This is a genomic window from Polaribacter tangerinus, from assembly GCF_038024095.1.
In the GTDB taxonomy this organism is placed as follows: Bacteria; Bacteroidota; Bacteroidia; order Flavobacteriales; family Flavobacteriaceae; genus Polaribacter; species Polaribacter tangerinus.
Genome location: NZ_CP150668.1, coordinates 1,487,142 through 1,505,781, shown reverse-complemented (window position 1 = coordinate 1,505,781; position 18,640 = coordinate 1,487,142). Strand labels below are relative to the sequence as shown.

The window sequence follows — 18,640 nt, the reverse complement described above, 5'->3', positions numbered from 1 at the left end:
TAGCTATATATATAAAATTATCCTTTAATAAGGTTTTGGTATGCTTCTGCATCTAGTAAGTCTTCTATTTGTTCACTATCAGAAATGGCTATCTTAATCATCCAACCTTTTCCATAAGGATCGGTGTTTACCAATTCAGGATCGTCTTCTAAGGCTTCGTTAAATTCAATTACCTCACCTGTTAATGGCATAAATAAATCAGAAACTGTTTTTACAGCTTCTACAGACCCAAAAACTTCACCTTCTTCTACAGTATCGTCTAGCGTATCTACATCTACGTATACAATGTCACCTAGTTCTCCTTGCGCAAAGTCTGTAATTCCTACAATTGCAGTATCGCCGTCAATTTTAATCCACTCGTGGTCTTTTGTGTATTTTAATTCTGATGGAATATTCATTTTATTAATTTTATAGTTGTTATTTTTAGTTTCCTCCTAAATTATAAATTATATTAAATCCGCCATTAATTGCCTGTCTTGGGAACGTGGTAGATATGGCATATTTAGATGTTTGATGGTTGTAGTAAAATGATGCTGTTAAACTAGAACTCAATCTGTAATCGGCTGTAAATTTAATAGAAAATAATCTTTGTCCACCACTTATTTGGTCATTTTCTTCATCTATCGACCGAATTTGTGTTAAATCGTCTCGTAAAGACACATCAGCTCTTAAATTGATATCACCTTTTAAAGTTTGTTTTTTTCCTGTAAAACGGGTATTTACCTTAACATCTTTAAAAATATAGCCCATACCTACTACGTATTCGGTACCTTTTATGTCTGTTAAAGTGCTATTGTTAAAATTCATGGTTAGCGTTCTATCTCTTTTTATTTCTCCTCTTAAAGAGAAAGAGTTTTTCATTTTCATATCTACTTTTATAAGTGGCGAAAATTCATCTACAAGTGTTGCAGAGGCTACAAGTAGTTCAGATTCATAGTTTCCTGCTGCATTTGTATTTGCAAAAGGATTATTTGCATCATATTGTAGGTTATTGGTAAAGCCAGATATTGTGTAAGAAGATTTATAGGCGTGAGAAACAACAAATGTGCTAAAGTTTTTCTTAAAAAAGTCGAATTTCATTAGTCCGTTGTATCGCATCGTCCAGTTCGGTATCGGTATATTTCTAAATAGGCCAGTATTTACTTTTTCAGGATTTGTACCAGAGTACGCCGCTATAAAAGCAGGCAACAGTACATCCTGATTATTACCACCGTACCCAGAAACCGGCACATTATTTTTAGTAGCAAGTCTGTTTGAAATTGTTGCTCTATAGGCTTTCATTTTATTAAAAAGCTCGTCTCCACTAGTAAAAGCAGTTGCTAACATACTATGACTTGTACTAAAGTTTCCTGTTTCAAAGGCCTGAGCGCTAAAATCTAAAACACCATTTTGGGTACCATTATCAATAACATCTAGTTGTTGCGAAATATCTCTTGTTTGAATCTTGTTTCCCCGAACATCTATATTTAAATCTTTCATGGGTTTTACAGTAAAAGTATAGTCTAGTTTATTGTAGTGTGTTCTGCTGTATGTTTTATTATAATACTCGCTATTATTTGGGTCTCTAGGCCCAATTAACCAACCATTTTCTAGCGCTTTATTTCTTATATCTACTTGGCTTCCAAAGGCAAAAGATGTTGGCGCACCCCCTAAAAACCCTACTCCTTGTGTGTAACCAGGTAAAAATTGACCGTTGTTTTCTGAATAACTAATTTTTCCTTGTTTTACTGCAGTAACCACATCGTACACTCCTTTCAGAATTTTTTTACCTAAAGGAAGTTTTTTGGTGTTTATTCTACTTCTATTATTGCTATTAGGTGTTTGAGGTAATTTTATACCTTTTTTGTTTTTGGCATTTCTACGAATTGATTTTGGTTGTAATAACTTTTCAAAACCAAAACTTTTGTAAAACTTTTCTAAGGTAAAAGTGGTGTTTAAATTGTGTGTATTTGCATTCTGAATTACATTTCCAACAAGGTCTACATAACCAACATCTACCCCGTTTACATCAATAGTGCTTTGTGCCGCCGCTTGCCAATCAAAGTCTGCGGTATACGCATAATCGGCTTTTATCCAACTTAAAAAAGGAATTTTATCTATAGGTAATTGATAAGTTCCGTTTAACTTTTGATGGTATTGATTTGCTCTACCGGTATTAAAAAAGTCATCAAAAATCTGAATATCTTCTGTACTTCCAAAGGTGTCGTAAATAAAACTATTGGTGGCATTAAAATTTAGCTGAATCGACTTTGTTAGGTCGAAACCTACGGTGTAATCCCAGTCAAATAAAAACCTTCTTTGTTTTAAAGATGGTTGGTCCGACAAGCCTGCAACTAAGTTTCTAGATTGCTGTTCAGAGTAATTTCTATTAATTCTTGAATTTACTGCTACTGTAGTTGGAATCGGATTAAAATTAAAATCTTTAATTAATTTTAAGTACTTGCTTTGTAAAAAAGAAACGTTTTTAAAAGGCTCTATAGGTTTTGCAGAAAAACTATAGTTGTAATTCGCACCAGCAGTTACGTTTTCATTAATATATTTTTGAATGTTATAATCCCTATGAAACTCTCTGTTGTGAGCATAAGAAATAGCAAAATTTTCGACGTCGTAAAAAGCAGGTTTTTTTATTGAATTCGGATTTCTATTTTTCTTAACATTCATAAAACTTATACTAGTTCTTTTGGTGTAATCTCTAGAAAATTCGCTGTTAGGGTTTTCTCCTAAAGCCTCTTTTAAAGTAACATCTTGGTATTGAGGATCGAATTTAGGATCTATAAACTTTTCGCCAATACTATAACTCATCGGGAGTTGAATGCCCCAGTTTTCTGGTGTTAATACTTTTCCTAATTGAACCGTGGTTGCAATGTCGTATTGTTTTGTTTCGTCTAAACTACGCTGGTTTACCCTATCTTCTACATTTCCGAAACCTATGGTAGACATGCTTCCTGCCACAGAAACATTTGCAACATCTGCAAAGTTAGCATCTGCATTTACAACTGCCGCCCATCCTCCTTTATTATCGAATCCTGCAGAGCGTAGCTCGTTAAACCATACTTCGGCACTTTTAGGAGATAAAGACGTATTTTTAAGTCCTAGTACAATGGTTCTTAATTGAGACAATGTAGGGTTTCCTCTTACACCAATTGTATAGGTTACCTCGCTACTTTGTTCTTGAGATGTATATATTTTATTGATATCGAAATTAGCTACATCTCGCTCTAATTTTACTTTTCCGAAGGTTTCTAATAAAGCATCTAAATTATTTGCTTCAGGCCAAATATCTAATGCTGATGTTCCGTTTCTCGATACTTTTAAAGGCACTTCTATTTGATAAAAGTTTTCATTTAAATCTGTTCCTAGTCTAATAACTGCAGAAAAATCATTGTCGTTTACTGTTGTTTCATCTTGTGCTTCTTGTAAATGCATAAACATTTTTAAACGCTTAAACCTTCTTAAGTCTACACTAATATTTTTATAAATTGCTCTTGTTTTGTTTGGTGCTAAGTAGTTTACTTTAAGCGTAACCGACTGCTCATTTTGTAATTGAACAGTAGTAGTTCCTTGTAAGCGCTCACGCTCAATACCTGGTGGTTGAATGTAACTTCCTTCGTTTTGCTCGATGCTTACTACACCAACTTCAAAATCATTTAATTCGGCTTGGGTTAATTCTCTATCTGGGTTTATAGCTTCGTCTAATGTTCTTACATAACGTCTCCAATCTCCTCTTACTAAATCTAACTCTCCAAAACGAATAACCACTGGCATTTTAAAGTTTGTTAAAAACATTCTAGCAAAACGAATACTGTTAAAGTCAGAAATACCATTAATTGGAGTTCCGCTTCTTACAGGAACTCTAAATTGATACCATTTTGTTTGTTGTGTATCTCCATTTTCTAGTGTAACACTAGTGGTTTTTTCATCAACAATATATCCTACACCTTTCCTTAAATTACTTTTGTTTAGAGAAATTTTATACTCATAATAACTTTCTACCGTATTCATGGTTTGGTCTCTGTTGATGTCTTCTGCATCTGGATATGTTGTAGACGAGGTTGGGTAGTTTTCTGGTGATTGATTTAAGGTTGGCGAGTTCCCTTCTGTATTATTAAAGTCTTTATACCTAGTTATTAAAGAAGCGTTTATAGCGTCTAAATTGCCACCTCTAAAAAATTGAAAATTATCTGCCGCCGGATCATCTAAGCTTGCATATTGCCCTATTCCTGGAAGGTTTTTTTCTTCCAAATCATTTAACCCATCGTATCCAATATCCTGATTTGTTCTTGCATTATCTTCTTCGCTAAAAGCATACACAATAGACGGATTTCTCGGTACATCTCCCCAAGTAGTTCTATTTATATTACTACCTGCAACTTTTAAACCATCTTCTGGCAAACCATTTTCGTACATTTTACGGTTGTCTTTTAGTACGTCTTCAGAAATATTACCAAGGTTTATATATAAATCTCCTACTTGGTTAGTTGGGTTTTTGGGGTCAATTCCTGCTGGTAATCCTTCTTCTTCAGTAATAGAGTAATTATCGTAAGGATCCATAATCCAAAACTGAATAAACTCTACGTTTGCTTGGTCGAAGTTGTTGGTTGTTAAAGGTCTAGTAATTCCGCCCCATCTAGTTTCTGGGTTTGGTAATGTAACTTTGCCATTTTGTATGCTTGCGCCAGGGTCAAAATTATAAGAACCTCTTTCTTGCGGAAAGTAAGCCAAATCGAGAGTTCTAACCAAGGCATTTTGAGTAACATCTAATTGAACGTTTGGAAACAGTTCTCCATAATTTATTTGTCTTGTTTCTGCCCTAGAAAGCTCATCTGCATCTATACTTGCCGGAGTTTCTCCAATACCATAAAAAATTTGATCTACACTGTACCAAGCTAATTTTGCTCTTTTGTAGTTGTAAGATAAGTCGTCTTTTTCTCCGTTAAAATTTGGAAAGTATTTTGGCGTACTGGCTTCGTACCATTCTAAAGGAGACAAAAGGCTGATAGGAATTTGAGAAGCTTCAAAATCATCTATATAAGAGGTTGCCGCTCCTGTTACATCAATACCACCTGGGGTTCCCGGAATTAAATAAGCCATATCTGCTCTTACAGAAAGGTTCGAAGGAGCATCGGTATCTACAAAAGGCAATTTGTTTGCCATTTTTGTAAAAAAAGGAACTTCTGTAGCATAGTTAAAGTTAAACCCTAGCATGGTGTTATTTATGGGTTCTGCACCAAAGTTTACTTTTGGAGTTAAAGGCCTTTCCTCTATATTTAATACAGTAGCACCGACTATAAAATCATCTGAAAATTTGTGCTCAATATCTACACCCATGTAGGTTTTTCTTTGCTGATTAAAAACCGCATTATTTTCGGTAGATACGCTTATTGGAGTGCTCGATGCTTGTAAACCAGGGTCTATAATTTGTACTTTTCCTAACTGATAATCTACCACATAATCTACTCCCTCAACCAATTGCCTTCCTCCTGCAGAAACACGCACAGAACCTCTAGGAACGTTGAAGGCACCAATAGAAATTCCTCCAGAATTTTCAGATTTAAAATATCCTTTTAAGAAGTACTTGTCTTTGTTTTGAAAATTATTTTTGATATTGATTTTTGTATTTAAATACAGTTCTTTAAATAAATATTTAGCATCTGCAGTATTTGTTAAAGCGTCTTCTAAGTCGTTACCAAAAGGCTCTGGCTCAGGAAAAAATACGTATCCATTCTCAGAACTTACAGTAATTCCTTCTACATAATCAAAATAACCATCTGGCTCTCTAAACTGACTTTGGTCTAGTTGATCTAAATTTAATACTTGTAATAGAGGTAAATTTGGAATGCCAGGTGTTTGAGCATTTTGCAACACGTTTGATGGAATTCCTGTTTGATCGTCTCTGTACTGTACTTCGAAACGAAATCCATCCTGACTTAGCGGATACGCCCCTAAGGCATATACGTTTTTCATCATCAAACGCCAAGTAGGAAAAGACTCTTCGTTTCCTGTTGCAGTATTTAATCTTTTTGTTTGTAGTATTTCTGAACGTAATAATTTTACGGCTAAATTTTGAGGAGCTTGTATACCATCATTTGAAAACTCACCCACTTTAAAAGAGTTTTTGGTTGTTCCGGTAACATTTCCTGCTACAGTATATTCATAGGCTACAGCCAATACTTCACCGTCTTGCAAACGCCTATTTAAAGAGATGAAACCGAGTTGAGCATTTAAATTATACTCATTAGGGTTTAGTTTTCTAGCATTTTCTAGTACCGAATAATTGGTACCGTTTTCCATGCTATACTGTTGTAAAGTATTGTCTATGCCAGAAACATCTCGAATACCACCGTTCGGTATAATTTCTGTTCCAATTTTGTTAGCTCCATTAAAAGGTATTTTTTTTCCGGCAACCAATGCTTGTGTTATAGAGGCATCTAAAATAGTACCACTATTATCTACCATTACTGCTGTGTTAGATTCTCCAATATCTGCAAAAGCAACAATGCTTCTAAAATCATCTGTACTTGCGTTTCTATTGGTTATCCAAACCTCTACTCTTGTAATGTTTATGGGGCTATTTATTAGAGGATAATTTTTTAGGGAGTTGGCATAATTATCAAAAAAATACTGTGACAAGAAAAAATGCCTGTCATTATCGTAGTCTGTAGTTCTTAATTCGAAAGGCTGAATAGATGCACCTGCCTCAGAAACGACCGTTTTACTTTCTGAGTTTTGCTGTGAAAACACCGCGGTAATATTAGTGTTTCCAAATTTTAAGTCTGTTTTTACACCAAATAGACTTTGTGCACCATTAATTAAAGAGTTTTTTATGGGCATAGATACATTTCCTGCTTCAAAACCTTGTAAAATGTCGTCCTCGGTAGGCGTAAAGTCTATTTTTACTAAATTTTGAAAGTCAAACGATGCTTGTGTATCATAATTTGCCGTAAACTCTAATCTTTCACCAACTTTAGCACGTATACTAGCATTTATTTGTTGATCGAAGTCGAAGGTAAAATTACTACGATTTTCTTCAGAAATTTGTGGGTTGTCTGTATTTTGATATATAAAGCCAAGCTTTAGGTTTAGGTTTCCGGTAGGCGTTACTTTTACTTCGGTTCCGCCAAAAATTGTTTCAAAAAACTTACTGTTTACGTAATATGTAGGTAGTAGGTCTTTTTGTGCTTCTTTAGCTCCTTTTTTCTTACTATTAGTAGCACTTACTTTGTCTTTAAAATACTGCATCATATCGCGTTTTAATCGATATTTTTCGTATTCTTTTTGCGTAAGATAAATGGGTGTTTTGGTAGCGTAACCAACAATTTTTTCTACTATTACGTAACTGTTCAAGGCTTTGTCATAAACAATTTCTTTGGTCGCTAAATCGTCTAAAAACAAGCCTCCTTTTTGATTGCTTTTAAATTTATACCTAAGATTTAAAGAGTCTTTTGTTGAATTATTTTGCGCGTAGGAAGTTATGTTTACAGCAAGTGTAATGGCTATAAATAGTAACGTTTTTTTAATAAAAGTGGTCAATTGATTATAAGCTTTTTAATGCTAATTTTATTATTTTTTCTACTGTAGCGTCTGGGTTTTCTTTTAAAATAGCCGTAATTATTTTTTCGGACTGCTTTCTTTGGAAACCCAACACTTCTAAAGCAGATAACGCTTCATCTTTGTTTGTATTGCTTGTGCTTACAGAAATCTCATCAATATCAAACGTTTTTAAGATTTTATCTTTTAAATCTACAATAACTCTTTGCGCTGTTTTTGCTCCAATTCCTTTAACAGATTGAATTAGTTTTACATCTTCAGAGGCTATTGCATGCTGTATTTCTTCAGAAGTCATAGAAGAACACATGGTTCTTGCAATGCTAGGGCCAACCCCAGAAACAGAAATTAAAAGCTTAAATACTTCTCTTTCTGTTTTATTAATAAAACCATATAAGGTGTGTGCGTCTTCTCTGATGGAAAGGTGTGTATATAAAATTACGTTTTCATCTGCTGGTAAAGCACTAAAAGTGTTTAAAGAAATATGTAATAAATAACCCACACCATTACAATCTATTACAGCTTCTGTAGGTGTTTTTTCTACTAACCTTCCTCTTATTTGTGTAATCATATCCTTTTTTTAGGCTTCTAAAGTAACTAATTTATTTGTTGTTTCCTTACAGCGTTCTAATTTTCATGTTTTTACTATTCAAAAACAGGTTAAAAACACAAAAATAGACGCCTTATTATTTATAATAGTGCGTCTATTCTTTTAAGTGTTACTTAGTAGCTTATTTTACTGCTTTTTACCTTTTTTTCTTTTCTCTTTTTGTTGAGCATCTACAACTGCTAAAGCAGCCATATTTACCATTTCATCTACACTTGCACCAAGTTGTAAAATGTGTACAGGCTTATTAAAACCTAAAATTACAGGACCAATAGATTCTGCTCCTTGTACTTGTTTTAATAATTTATAAGTAATGTTTGCAGACTCTAAGTTAGGAAATATTAAAACATTCACTTTTTTTCCGTTCAACTTAGAAAACGGAAACTCTTTTGCTAGCATTTCTGGATTTAAGGCAAAGTCTGCTTGTATTTCGCCATCAATAACAGTGTTCGGAAAATAACGATGTATGTAGGCTACCGCTTCTCTAATTTTTTTTGAAGTTTCGGAACTAGATGATCCGAAGTTAGAGAAAGATAGCATGGCAATATTTGGTTTCATTCCAAACATACTGGCAAAATTACCTGTCATTTGAGCAATTTTTGCTAAATCTTTAGCAGACGGATTTTCGTTAATAGTTGTATCTGCCAAAAACAATGGTCCTTGTTTTGTTAACATTAAATTACAAGCTGCTATTCTGGTAACATCTTTGTCTTTTTCAATTAACTCTAACATTGGTTTTACCACAGTTGGGTAAGGTCTAGAATACCCTGTTATTAAAGCATCTGCATGGCCTTCATTTACCATCATTGCTGCAAAATAGTTGCGTTCTCGCATCAATTTCTTGGCCTCAGAATAGGTACGTCCTTTTCGTTGTCTGTTTTCCCAATATACTTTTCCGAAGTGATGTCTTCTTTCTTTTTCTTCGTCTGTTTTAGGATCGATAATAGTTACATTGTCTGTAAAGCCAATTTCTTCTTTTAATGCTAAAATAACTTCTTTTCTTCCTAGTAAAATTACAGAACCTAATTTTTCTTCATGAACCCTTTGAGCTGCTTTTAATACATCTAGATGGTCTGCTTCTGCAAAAACAATACGTTTCGGATTGCTTTTTGCTCGGTTGTGTAAAAGTCTAATTTCTTTACTACCAGAACCAGATCGTTCCATTAGCTCTTCGGTGTACCTGTTCCAGTCTGAAATTGGCTCAAGTGCAACTCCAGAATCCATAGCTGCTTTTGCTATTGCTGGTGGTATTTCGTATATTAATCTTGGGTCGAAAGGTTTTGGAATAATGTATTCTTTACCATAAGTTAGGCTTACCTCATCATATACAATATTAACTTGTTCAGGCACCGATTTTTTTGCCAAATCTGCTAAAGCATGAACGGCCGCCATTTTCATTTCTTCGTTAATTTTTGTAGCTCTTACATCTAACGCTCCTCTAAAAATAAAAGGAAAACCAAGAACATTGTTTACTTGGTTTGGGTGGTCAGACCTACCTGTTGCCATAATAATATCTTCTCTGGTAGCTACTGCAACGTCATATTCTATTTCTGGAACAGGGTTTGCCATTGCAAAAACAATAGGGTTTTTTCCCATTGATAAAAGCATTTTAGGCGTTACAATATTTCCTGTAGAAAGCCCTATAAAAACATCTGAATTTTGCATTGCTTCTTCCAAAGTTTCTAGGTCTCTAGAAGTTGCAAATTCTGCTTTTTGAGAGCTTAGGTTGTCTCTATCTTTTCTGATAACTCCTTTGCTATCGCACATTACTACATTTTCTCTTTTTACACCTAATTTTAGGTATAATCTAGTACAAGAAATTGCTGCTGCACCGGCACCATTTACAACTATTTTTATCTCAGACATTTTTTTGTTTGAAATATCAACAGCATTTTTTAGTGCTGCAGCAGAAATAATTGCTGTTCCGTGCTGGTCGTCGTGCATTACCGGAATATCAAGCTCTTCTTTTAATCTTCTTTCTATTTCAAAAGCTTCAGGAGCCTTAATATCTTCTAAATTTATGCCTCCAAATGTTGGTGCAATTGCTTTTACAGTAGAAATAAATTGTTCTACATCTGTGGCATCTACCTCAATATCAAAAACATCAATATCGGCAAAAATTTTAAATAGTAATCCTTTTCCCTCCATTACAGGTTTAGAGGCTTCAGGGCCAATATCACCTAATCCTAAAACCGCAGTTCCATTGGTAATTACTGCAACTAAATTTCCTTTAGAAGTATATTTGTAAACGTTGTTTTTGTCTTTTGCTATTTCTAAACAAGGCTCTGCAACACCAGGTGAATATGCCAAAGCTAAATCGTGCTGTGTAGCATATTTTTTAGTGGGTATCACTTCAATTTTACCGGGTTTTGGTTTTGCGTGATATACCAAAGCTTCATGTCTTTTTCTAGAATCGCTCATAAGTTTTAATCTTTGTTTGAATTTACAAAGATATGGTTTTCATTGAAAGTTAAATTGAAATTTGAAAAGAATAAAACGATAGTAAAATGGGGTTAAAAAGTAATCTTTTTTTCTATTTTATTTTCTGTAAACTTTACCGAAAAAGAAAAGTTTGTAAGGTTTGCACGAAGTATAGCATAGTCATCGTTATTTTGCCATTTTATGTGTAGTTCGTTTTTTGCACTATTTTCTACTATTATTTTGCCATTAAAAGCATTTGAAGTGTTTCTTAAACGAATTAATTTTAATTGATTTTTTACAATTGGTTTTTTTAATCCTTCTTCAATATCTTTATTACTAAGCGAAGTTCTGTTTATTTCTTTATGTGCGCCTGTTCCTCCTTTTTTAACTGCGTTGTAATTGTTTCTACCAGCAAACAAATCTAAATACCAAATTTGTGCAATTCCGGGTACAAATAATTGAATAGCTCTAGCCAACAATAGTTTTTGTTCGTGTTCTCCTAAAGCACTAAAATAGGTTGCATTTACTTGGTAGTAAGATATTTTTTTTCCAGAAGGATCGTATAGGTTTTTTACACGACCACCTCTTTCTATTACAGTTTCCATAACGGCTTCTATTTCATCATCTTCAAGTAGCCCTTTGTAGTATTTATTGTTAACTGTTTTTCCTTTTAAGTCTAAAAAGGGAATTCCGTCGTGGCAGCCTAACATATTTACTGTTTTGTATCCTTTATTTATAATTTCATTTATCCAATTATAAAGAGCTTGATTCGTGTTTTTTTCTAATGCATGAATTATTAACCCAGGCAAAAAGAAGTCGTAAATTTGATATCCATTTTCTGCCACTTCATCATGAAGATTGGCGCCATATTCTGCATGAATTTCGGGGAGCAATATGAGGTTATTTTTTTGGGCTATTTCTTCAATTTTATTTAAATGCTGCCAAGTGCCAGGTTTATTAAAAAAATTAGATTTTCCCACTTCTTTATGTAAATATGCAAAAGCGTCTAAACGTAAAATTTTACAGCCATACTCTTTTAGTTTTGCAAGTGTTTTTTCATAGAATTCCCAGAGTAATTCTGAATTTGCATTTACATCCATTTGACCCAAAAAAGTGCTGTTTTGTTGTACTATTTGTTTAATTTTTTTTGTAAGATGTTCCTTTTTTTCAAGCTTAAATGAAGAGATGGGTTGATTGTTTTCAATAATTTCATTTACTTTTTTAACGATTTCTTTTTTTTCTGTTACAGCAACTTCTTTAAGGCTGGCGAGTGTTTCTACGCTAATTTTTTTATGTTTTACTTCTTGATAAAAAGTGTTCCAATATGGTTTTTCTGTTCCGTCTGGAAAAGGTACTTTTAAAACAGGAAGACCTATTTTTCTCATAAAAAGCTTTTCTAAATACTTTTCTTGAGGCACCACAACACCGTTGTCATTTAGTGTTCCATTTTCTTTCCAGAACTCGTTCCAGTTAATAAAAAAGTCTTTGTATTTAGAGTTTTCTCCATTTTTTAGTAAGTCTTTAAACTGAGGAGAATTTACCGATAAGTGATTTAAAACAATATCAAACTTTAGTTGAATATTTAATTTTTTTAACTCTTTTAGGTCCTTTGCAGAAACCAATTCTTTATTTAAGTTGTAATCAATTATAGAAAATCCCCTATCTAAATCGCTATTAAAAAAGGTAGGTAAAATATAAAAAAAAGAGAAAGTGTTTTTAAACGCTTCATTTTGAAGCATTTTTATTGCGTCTCCTAGGTTTTTACCAATACTATCTGGATATGCATTTAGCATTACTCCGTTTAAAATTTGATTTTCTTTTAAAGGCATACGGTAATTTTATAATAGTTTCGAAACAATATTTATGTTGTCTGGCAATCTGCCAACGTTTTGCAATTTTAAAGCGGCTAAATTTAGGGCAACTTTAAGGCATTCTTTTGTTGGTTTATTTTTGATGTATGCAAATAGAAAACCAGACCAAAAGGCATCTCCAGCGCCTGTCGTATCCATCACATTATCTATTTTTATTGCAGGTAGTTGTATTTGTTTTTTTTCTTTTTCAGATAACTTTACGCCTTTACTACCTAATGTTAAGCAAACTGTATCGACTCCTAATTCGTGAAAAAAATTAAAAATCTCTTCATGGGGTAATTTTTTTTCAAAAAACCGAAACATGTCATCATCACTTATTTTTAATAGCGGATTAAATTTACAGTATGCTTTTATAACTTTTAGTGCTTCTTCTTTATTTGGCCAAAGTTCTTTTGCATAATTTAAGTCGATACTTAGTTTACAGTTGTTTTGAAATGCCTCTGCTGCTTTTTTAAGAATGGTAGTTTGTGCGGGTTTTTTACTTAAAGCAAAACAAGTGGTATGATAAATAGTTGTTTTTGATAGCATTTCTGCTGTAATTTGATTTTCTGTAATTTCAAAGTCAGCACTTCTGTAAGGAATAAAATCGGGTGTTCCGTTAGATTTAGAAACAAAAATTACACTAGTAGCTTTGTGTGGTACTTTTTTTACATGCTTAGCATCTATACCAATAGTGTTTAATCGTTTTAATATATATTCACCAAAACCATCGTTTCCGATAGCCGATACCATTACAGAGTTTAAACCCAACCGTTTACTGTTCATAGCAACGTTTGCTGGAGAGCCACCTAAGTAACGGTGGTAATCTCTAGTTTCATTGATAAGAACATTGTCTTGATGACCAATAAAGTCTATTAAAACTTCACCAACACATAAAATGTCTATATGATTATTTTCTTTTTTCAAAATGGGGTTTCTTAGGATTGTAAATGTTATTCAGTTGATTTCTTACTTTTTATAAAAAGTGTACAAACAGCACTTATTACCAACAAAATACCTGCAAAAGTTATGGCGTTTCTAGGATCGTTGTTTAGGAAGTTTTTTAAGATATAACCAAAAGATAGTGTTTGCAATATCATTGGTACAACTATCATCATATTAATAATTCCCATATAAACTCCATATCTTTCTTTTGGAATATCGCTAACAATCATTAAATAGGGTATTCCCATCATACTAGCCCAACCAATTCCAAAACCAGAAATTGCAAAGAATAATATATTTTTATTTTCTATGTTTGGAAAGGCTAAAAAACCAATGGCAGCAATAATTAAACAGAATGCATGTACTTTTTTAGCACTGTATTTTTTAGCAAAACCAACAAGGGCAAATGCCACTAAAAAGGTAACAATGTTGTACCAGCCATTTACAAGCCCCGTCCAACTTACCGCTTCGCTATACAATTCTTTATTTGCAGGAGTTGTTTTAAATACAGAAAGGGCAACACTTTTAGATGAGTTTTGCCAATAGCAAAATAAGGCGTACCACTGAAATAAGTAAACCAATGCTAGTTGCCACATTACTTTGGGCATATCTGCTATTGCAGAAAATATTTCTACTAGCGGACCAAGTACGCTTCTTTTTTCACTTTTTAATTTTGCTAGTTCTTCTGGAGTAGGCGGAATTTCTTTTGTCTTTTTCATACTCCATAAAACTGTTCCAATAGAGCAAATTGCACCTAAAAAGAAGGAAGCGTATACCCATGTTGGTAAAGAGCCAGTGGTGCCTACAAACAATAACGGAAAAATAAAAAGGGATACATTTGCCAAAACTTGACCTAGTCCCGTAAAAAAGCTTTGCATTTGAAAACCAAGGGGTTGTTGCTCGTCATTTAGTTTGTCTGCAATTAAAGCTCTGTAAGGTTCCATAGCGGTATTATTACCGGCATCTAAAATCCATAATAAGCCAGCAGCCATCCATAAAGAACTACTAAAAGGAAATGCAAGCAAAGTTAAACTACACAATATTGCACCAATTAAAAAGTAAGGTTTTCGCCTACCAAAAGTCGGACTCCAAGTTTTATCACTTAAAGCACCTACAATAGGTTGTACTAATAAGCCAGTAACGGGTCCTGCAAGGTGTAATAAAGGAATTTGGTCTGGGCTAGCTCCTAAAAAATCGTAAATGGGAGTTACCGCACTTTGTTGCAAACCAAAACTATATTGAATTCCGAAGAATCCAACATTCATATTTAGTATTTGCCAGAAGCTTAATGTTGGTTTTTTAAACATGGTTTTTTGTGTTTAAAAGTAAAATAGAGTCAATGAAAAACACATTGACTCCATTTTCGTAATTCAAACTTACATTTAATAATTGTTAAAAGGTGTACTTTAATCCAAGAGAAATAGATCTACCTGGTACAGGTCTAGCTCTTACAATATTTACTTGATTTTCGGTAATACTTCCTTCTTCAGATTCTGTGATTCCTAAAGAGTCAAATAAATTGTTTGCAGCTAAGTTTGCGCTTAATTTTTTGGTAATTGCTAAGTTTACAAAACTATTTACAATTACAAAGCCTGGCATTACTAAGCTATTGTTGTCTTGTGCATAAGCTTTTGATTGCCCAATAAAACTTACTCCGAAAGAATTATTGTTTTCTTTACCGAAGTTATAGGTTGGTACAAGGCTGTAAATAAAGTCTGGTTGTCTTCTTGGAGTATTACCTTCATTTGCACCAGATTCTATGGTAGCATTTGTATACGTTAAGCCACCTCTTGCACTAAACCTATCAGAAAACCTGTAAGCTCCGTCTAATTCGATACCGATAGATTTATAATCATTTTCTATAATGCTGTTAGAAGTTGCTTCGAAGCCTCCTTCTTCTTTGGTGTTTGCAAAAAACACTGTTGCATTTAAGGTTCCGTTTTCAAAACCTCTTTTATATCCAAATTCTGCTTGTGTAATAAAGTCTAATGCGTTAATACGACTACTATTTGTGTATTCTAAACCAGAGAATAAAATTCTATCCGCTTTAGCGGCTGCACCTTTACTTAACCTTGCAAAAACGGCTTGTCTATCTTCTATTTTATAGTTTACACCAAAAGAGTAAGAAAGGTAGTTGTAGTTGTAGTTTACAGTGGTTGCATTGGCATTATCTACAGCAAACACATTTTGCTCTGGTACAGAAATTACGCCATCATTATTTACATCAAAAGCTCTAGAAGTACCTCCTGCAAAAGAACCGTCTACATTCCCTATATCGTAACGTAAACTTGCATCTATGTTTAGTTTTTCTGATGCTTCGATAGCAATATTAGCATAAGGAGCAGAAACATTGTATTTGGTGTCGTAGTTTCTGTGTAAATTACCCCAAAAAGGTGTTCCGTAGGCATATAGTCCATTTTCACTTAATGCATTGTTTGCAGAATCAAAAGCGTTAATTAAACGTGCATTACTGTCTGATACCTCTTGCAGGTAAGAGTTCCATAACCAAGACATAGAAACGTTTTGTATCGATTTAAAATATCCAAGTGTTACGTTTACTTTATCGAAAGATTTAGATAATTTAAAGTCATTCATAAAGTTATTAAAGTTGTTTAATTCAACATCGAACATATGAATTCTAGAAACTAAACTATTTGCTGCAACAGCTGCACCATTGTTGGCAAATTGCAGTGTTGTGCCTGCTCCAAAAGAAGCTGCAATATCACTTGCGCTTGCTACTTGAGCAGGAAATGGAGATACGAAGTTACCGTTGTTAATAGAAAAACGACCATTGTTTTTAATTTTCCATCCTTCGGCTAAATTAAAAGAAGCTTCTAGCCCGATAGATTTAGAAACAGGGTTCATACCGTCGGAAACGTCTGATCTTCTTAATTGTCCGTCTGCACCTAAACCAACATTTTGGGTTAAGTAAGGTGTGTGAGAAGTTCCTCTTGTTGCGCTAAAATTGGCAGCGTTTTCCCAAGTAGGGTTACTATTTGTGCCAGAAACAGCTATTGGCATAGGTAAAAATGCAGCAGTTCTATCATTTAAAAATTTAGCATTTAAACGTATATATCCGTCTTTAAACTCTTTGGTTAAGTTAAATTTAAATTGTCCGCCATTGTTTGCTGTAAAGCCAGTTTCTCTTATTCCTTCACCAACTCTATAAAACCCACCAACATGAAAGTACAAACCTTCTGCAATTGGTGCGCCATAGTTAAAGTCTGTTCTAAAAGAGTCGTAATCTAAACCAAAAGTAGTACCGATGGCACCGCCTTCAATTTTTCCTGTTTTACTAATTAAGTTAATGATTGCACCCGGAGCGTTTGAAGATGCTGTAGATGCAGAACCACCTCTTATTGCTTCAATTCTTCCAATACTGTTGTCGAATCTAGTAAAAATATCTGCGGTAGCGAAAGACATATCACCAAATAAAAGTACTGGTAACCCGTCTTCTTGAAGTTGTACATATTTAGAACCACCAGAAGATACTGGCACACCTCTTACGGCAATGTTAGAGTTTCCTTCTCCACCAGAAGATTCTGAACGAATACCCGGAATTGTTCTAAATATTTCTGCAGTTGTTCTTGGTGCAGATTGTGCTACAACATTTGGTTTAATTGTAGTTATTGAAATACTAGACTCTATTTTAGACCTTGGGTTTGTAACTCCTGTAATAATAATTTCGTCTAAAGATTCTGCATTTTCTTTAATAACAATATTTAGGTTTAAATTACCGGCTACAGTTATTTCTTTTTTAAAATTATCGTAACCAATGTAAGAGGCAATAATGGTGTAAGTGCCGTCGGTTACATTTTTAATTTCATAGTTTCCATCAAAATCTGTGGTAGCTCCTTTAGAAGTTCCTTTTAATAAGACATTCACTCCAGGAATCAAGTCTCCATTTTGATCTTTTACTGTTCCAGAAATTGTTGATTGTGCAACAAAAACGGTAGTCGATAGTAAAAAGACTATCAGTACAGCAAGTTTAAAGTGTGGTTGTTTTTTCATTTTAACTGTGAATTTAATAAAAAGTTAATAGTTTTCTTGTCAAATGTATTTTTATGAACCAATTTTTTATCATATAAATAAATCGAAAACGTTTTCGATTTACCGAAAACGTTTTCGAAAAATAAAAATGTGTATATTTAGCCAGTAAAATAAGTACAATTTTTTTAAATAATTCATTTTATATTGGTAACACTCAAGCAAATAGCAGAAGAATTAGGCATATCTATAACCACGGTTTCAAAGGCGTTAAAAGAATATCCGGATGTTAGTAAGAAGACAAGAAAGCTCGTTAGAGAAACCGCTTCTTTATTAAATTACAAACCCAATGCTTTTGCGGTAAATTTAAGAACTAAAGAATCTAAAACTATTGGGTTGATTATTCCTGAAATTGTTCATCACTTTTTTTCAAGTGTTATTAAAGGAATTATTTCTCAGGCAGAAAAAAAAGGATATTTAGTAATTACTTTACAATCTAACGAATCTTATGAATTAGAAAAAAAGCAGTTAAACTTATTGTTAAGTAAAAGAGTGGATGGTATTTTAATTTCTCTTGCAAATGAAACGGCAGACTTTAAACACTTAACCGAAATTACAGAACAAGAAACGCCATTGGTAATGTTCGATAAAATTGCCAAAGTAGTAAAGTGTTCTAAGGTAATTATAGATGATAGAAAGGCTGCATACAAAGCAACAGCTCACCTAATAAGTATTGGTTGTACTAGAATTGCACATTTTAGAGGTCCTTTATTACCTCAAAACTCTATAGACCGGTTTTTGGGATATAAACAAGCGCTAACCGACCACAATATTACCTATGATGCATCTCTGGTATACCTATTAAAAGATATGAGTTTTGAAGAAGGTGCTTTTTATGCAAAGCAGCTTTTAAAAGATCATAATGATGTAGACGGAATTTTTATCAATACTGATTTAGTGGCTATTGGTGCCATTTCGGCACTCACTCAAATGGGCATTAAAATTCCAGACCAAATAAATGTCGTAGGCTTTAGTAATTGGTTTATGTCTTCGGTTATATCGCCCTCATTAACCACTATAAATCAGCCTGGTTTTCAAATGGGAAAAAAAGCGTTTAAAATTTTATACAAGCAAATTAAAGACAAGAAAAAAAATAAAGGAATTACTTATAAAGAGCATATTTTAGAGACAGATTTAATAATTAGAGACTCCACCAAACAGTAACTTTTGTATAGCGTATAAAACAGTGGTTTAACAGTTTTTAAACATAAGATTGAAATGGAAA

General features: G+C 33.5%; 9 protein-coding genes. 1 reads left to right on the top strand and 8 read right to left on the bottom strand.

Features of this window, described 5'->3' with window-relative positions:
• Window positions 1-17 precede the first annotated feature (17 nt).
• From gcvH to WHD54_RS06515, 8 genes are all read right to left on the bottom strand, one after another.
• Window positions 18-398 carry a glycine cleavage system protein GcvH gene (gcvH, locus tag WHD54_RS06550; protein WP_088324202.1) on the bottom strand — a complete coding sequence of 127 codons (381 nt, stop codon included), beginning with the start codon at window positions 396-398 and terminating at the stop codon, window positions 18-20.
• A gap of 25 nt (window positions 399-423) precedes the next feature.
• On the bottom strand, window positions 424-7,530 hold the full coding sequence (gene sprA, locus WHD54_RS06545; RefSeq protein ID WP_088324203.1) for a cell surface protein SprA: 7,107 nt from the start codon (window positions 7,528-7,530) through the stop codon (window positions 424-426).
• Window positions 7,531-7,534: 4 nt separating this feature from the next.
• Window positions 7,535-8,116 carry a Holliday junction branch migration protein RuvA gene (gene ruvA, locus WHD54_RS06540; RefSeq protein ID WP_088324204.1) on the bottom strand — a complete coding sequence of 194 codons (582 nt, stop codon included), beginning with the start codon at window positions 8,114-8,116 and terminating at the stop codon, window positions 7,535-7,537.
• A 165-nt stretch (window positions 8,117-8,281) separates the two neighbouring features.
• On the bottom strand, window positions 8,282-10,573 hold the full coding sequence (locus tag WHD54_RS06535; RefSeq protein WP_088324205.1) for an NADP-dependent malic enzyme: 2,292 nt from the start codon (window positions 10,571-10,573) through the stop codon (window positions 8,282-8,284).
• Between the two features lie 92 nt (window positions 10,574-10,665).
• Entirely contained in the window at window positions 10,666-12,402 is a 1,737-nt protein-coding gene (locus WHD54_RS06530) for an alpha-amylase family glycosyl hydrolase (RefSeq protein WP_088324206.1), read from the bottom strand.
• Window positions 12,403-12,411: 9 nt separating this feature from the next.
• Window positions 12,412-13,350 carry a carbohydrate kinase family protein gene (locus tag WHD54_RS06525; RefSeq protein ID WP_088324207.1) on the bottom strand — a complete coding sequence of 313 codons (939 nt, stop codon included), beginning with the start codon at window positions 13,348-13,350 and terminating at the stop codon, window positions 12,412-12,414.
• Window positions 13,351-13,376: 26 nt separating this feature from the next.
• Window positions 13,377-14,675: an MFS transporter gene (locus WHD54_RS06520; RefSeq protein WP_088324208.1), complete on the bottom strand. Its 1,299-nt coding sequence runs from the start codon at window positions 14,673-14,675 to the stop codon at window positions 13,377-13,379.
• A gap of 85 nt (window positions 14,676-14,760) precedes the next feature.
• The gene (locus tag WHD54_RS06515) at window positions 14,761-17,379 is read right to left on the bottom strand and encodes a TonB-dependent receptor (protein WP_088324209.1); all 2,619 of its coding nucleotides are present in this window, start codon (window positions 17,377-17,379) and stop codon (window positions 14,761-14,763) included.
• Window positions 17,380-17,559: 180 nt separating this feature from the next.
• Here WHD54_RS06515 and WHD54_RS06510 point away from each other — a divergent pair, with 180 nt between their 5' ends.
• Window positions 17,560-18,579, top strand: a complete 1,020-nt coding sequence (locus WHD54_RS06510) for a LacI family DNA-binding transcriptional regulator (protein WP_088324210.1) — start codon at window positions 17,560-17,562, stop codon at window positions 18,577-18,579.
• Window positions 18,580-18,640: the final 61 nt, after the last annotated feature.

Coding starts and splice junctions, on each gene's coding strand:
- gcvH (WP_088324202.1), bottom strand. CDS start 398: ATGAATATTCCATCAGAATTAAAATACACAAAAGACCACGAGTGGATT.
- ruvA (WP_088324204.1), bottom strand. CDS start 8,116: ATGATTACACAAATAAGAGGAAGGTTAGTAGAAAAAACACCTACAGAA.
- WHD54_RS06535 (WP_088324205.1), bottom strand. CDS start 10,573: ATGAGCGATTCTAGAAAAAGACATGAAGCTTTGGTATATCACGCAAAA.
- WHD54_RS06530 (WP_088324206.1), bottom strand. CDS start 12,402: ATGCCTTTAAAAGAAAATCAAATTTTAAACGGAGTAATGCTAAATGCA.
- WHD54_RS06520 (WP_088324208.1), bottom strand. CDS start 14,675: ATGTTTAAAAAACCAACATTAAGCTTCTGGCAAATACTAAATATGAAT.
- WHD54_RS06515 (WP_088324209.1), bottom strand. CDS start 17,379: ATGAAAAAACAACCACACTTTAAACTTGCTGTACTGATAGTCTTTTTA.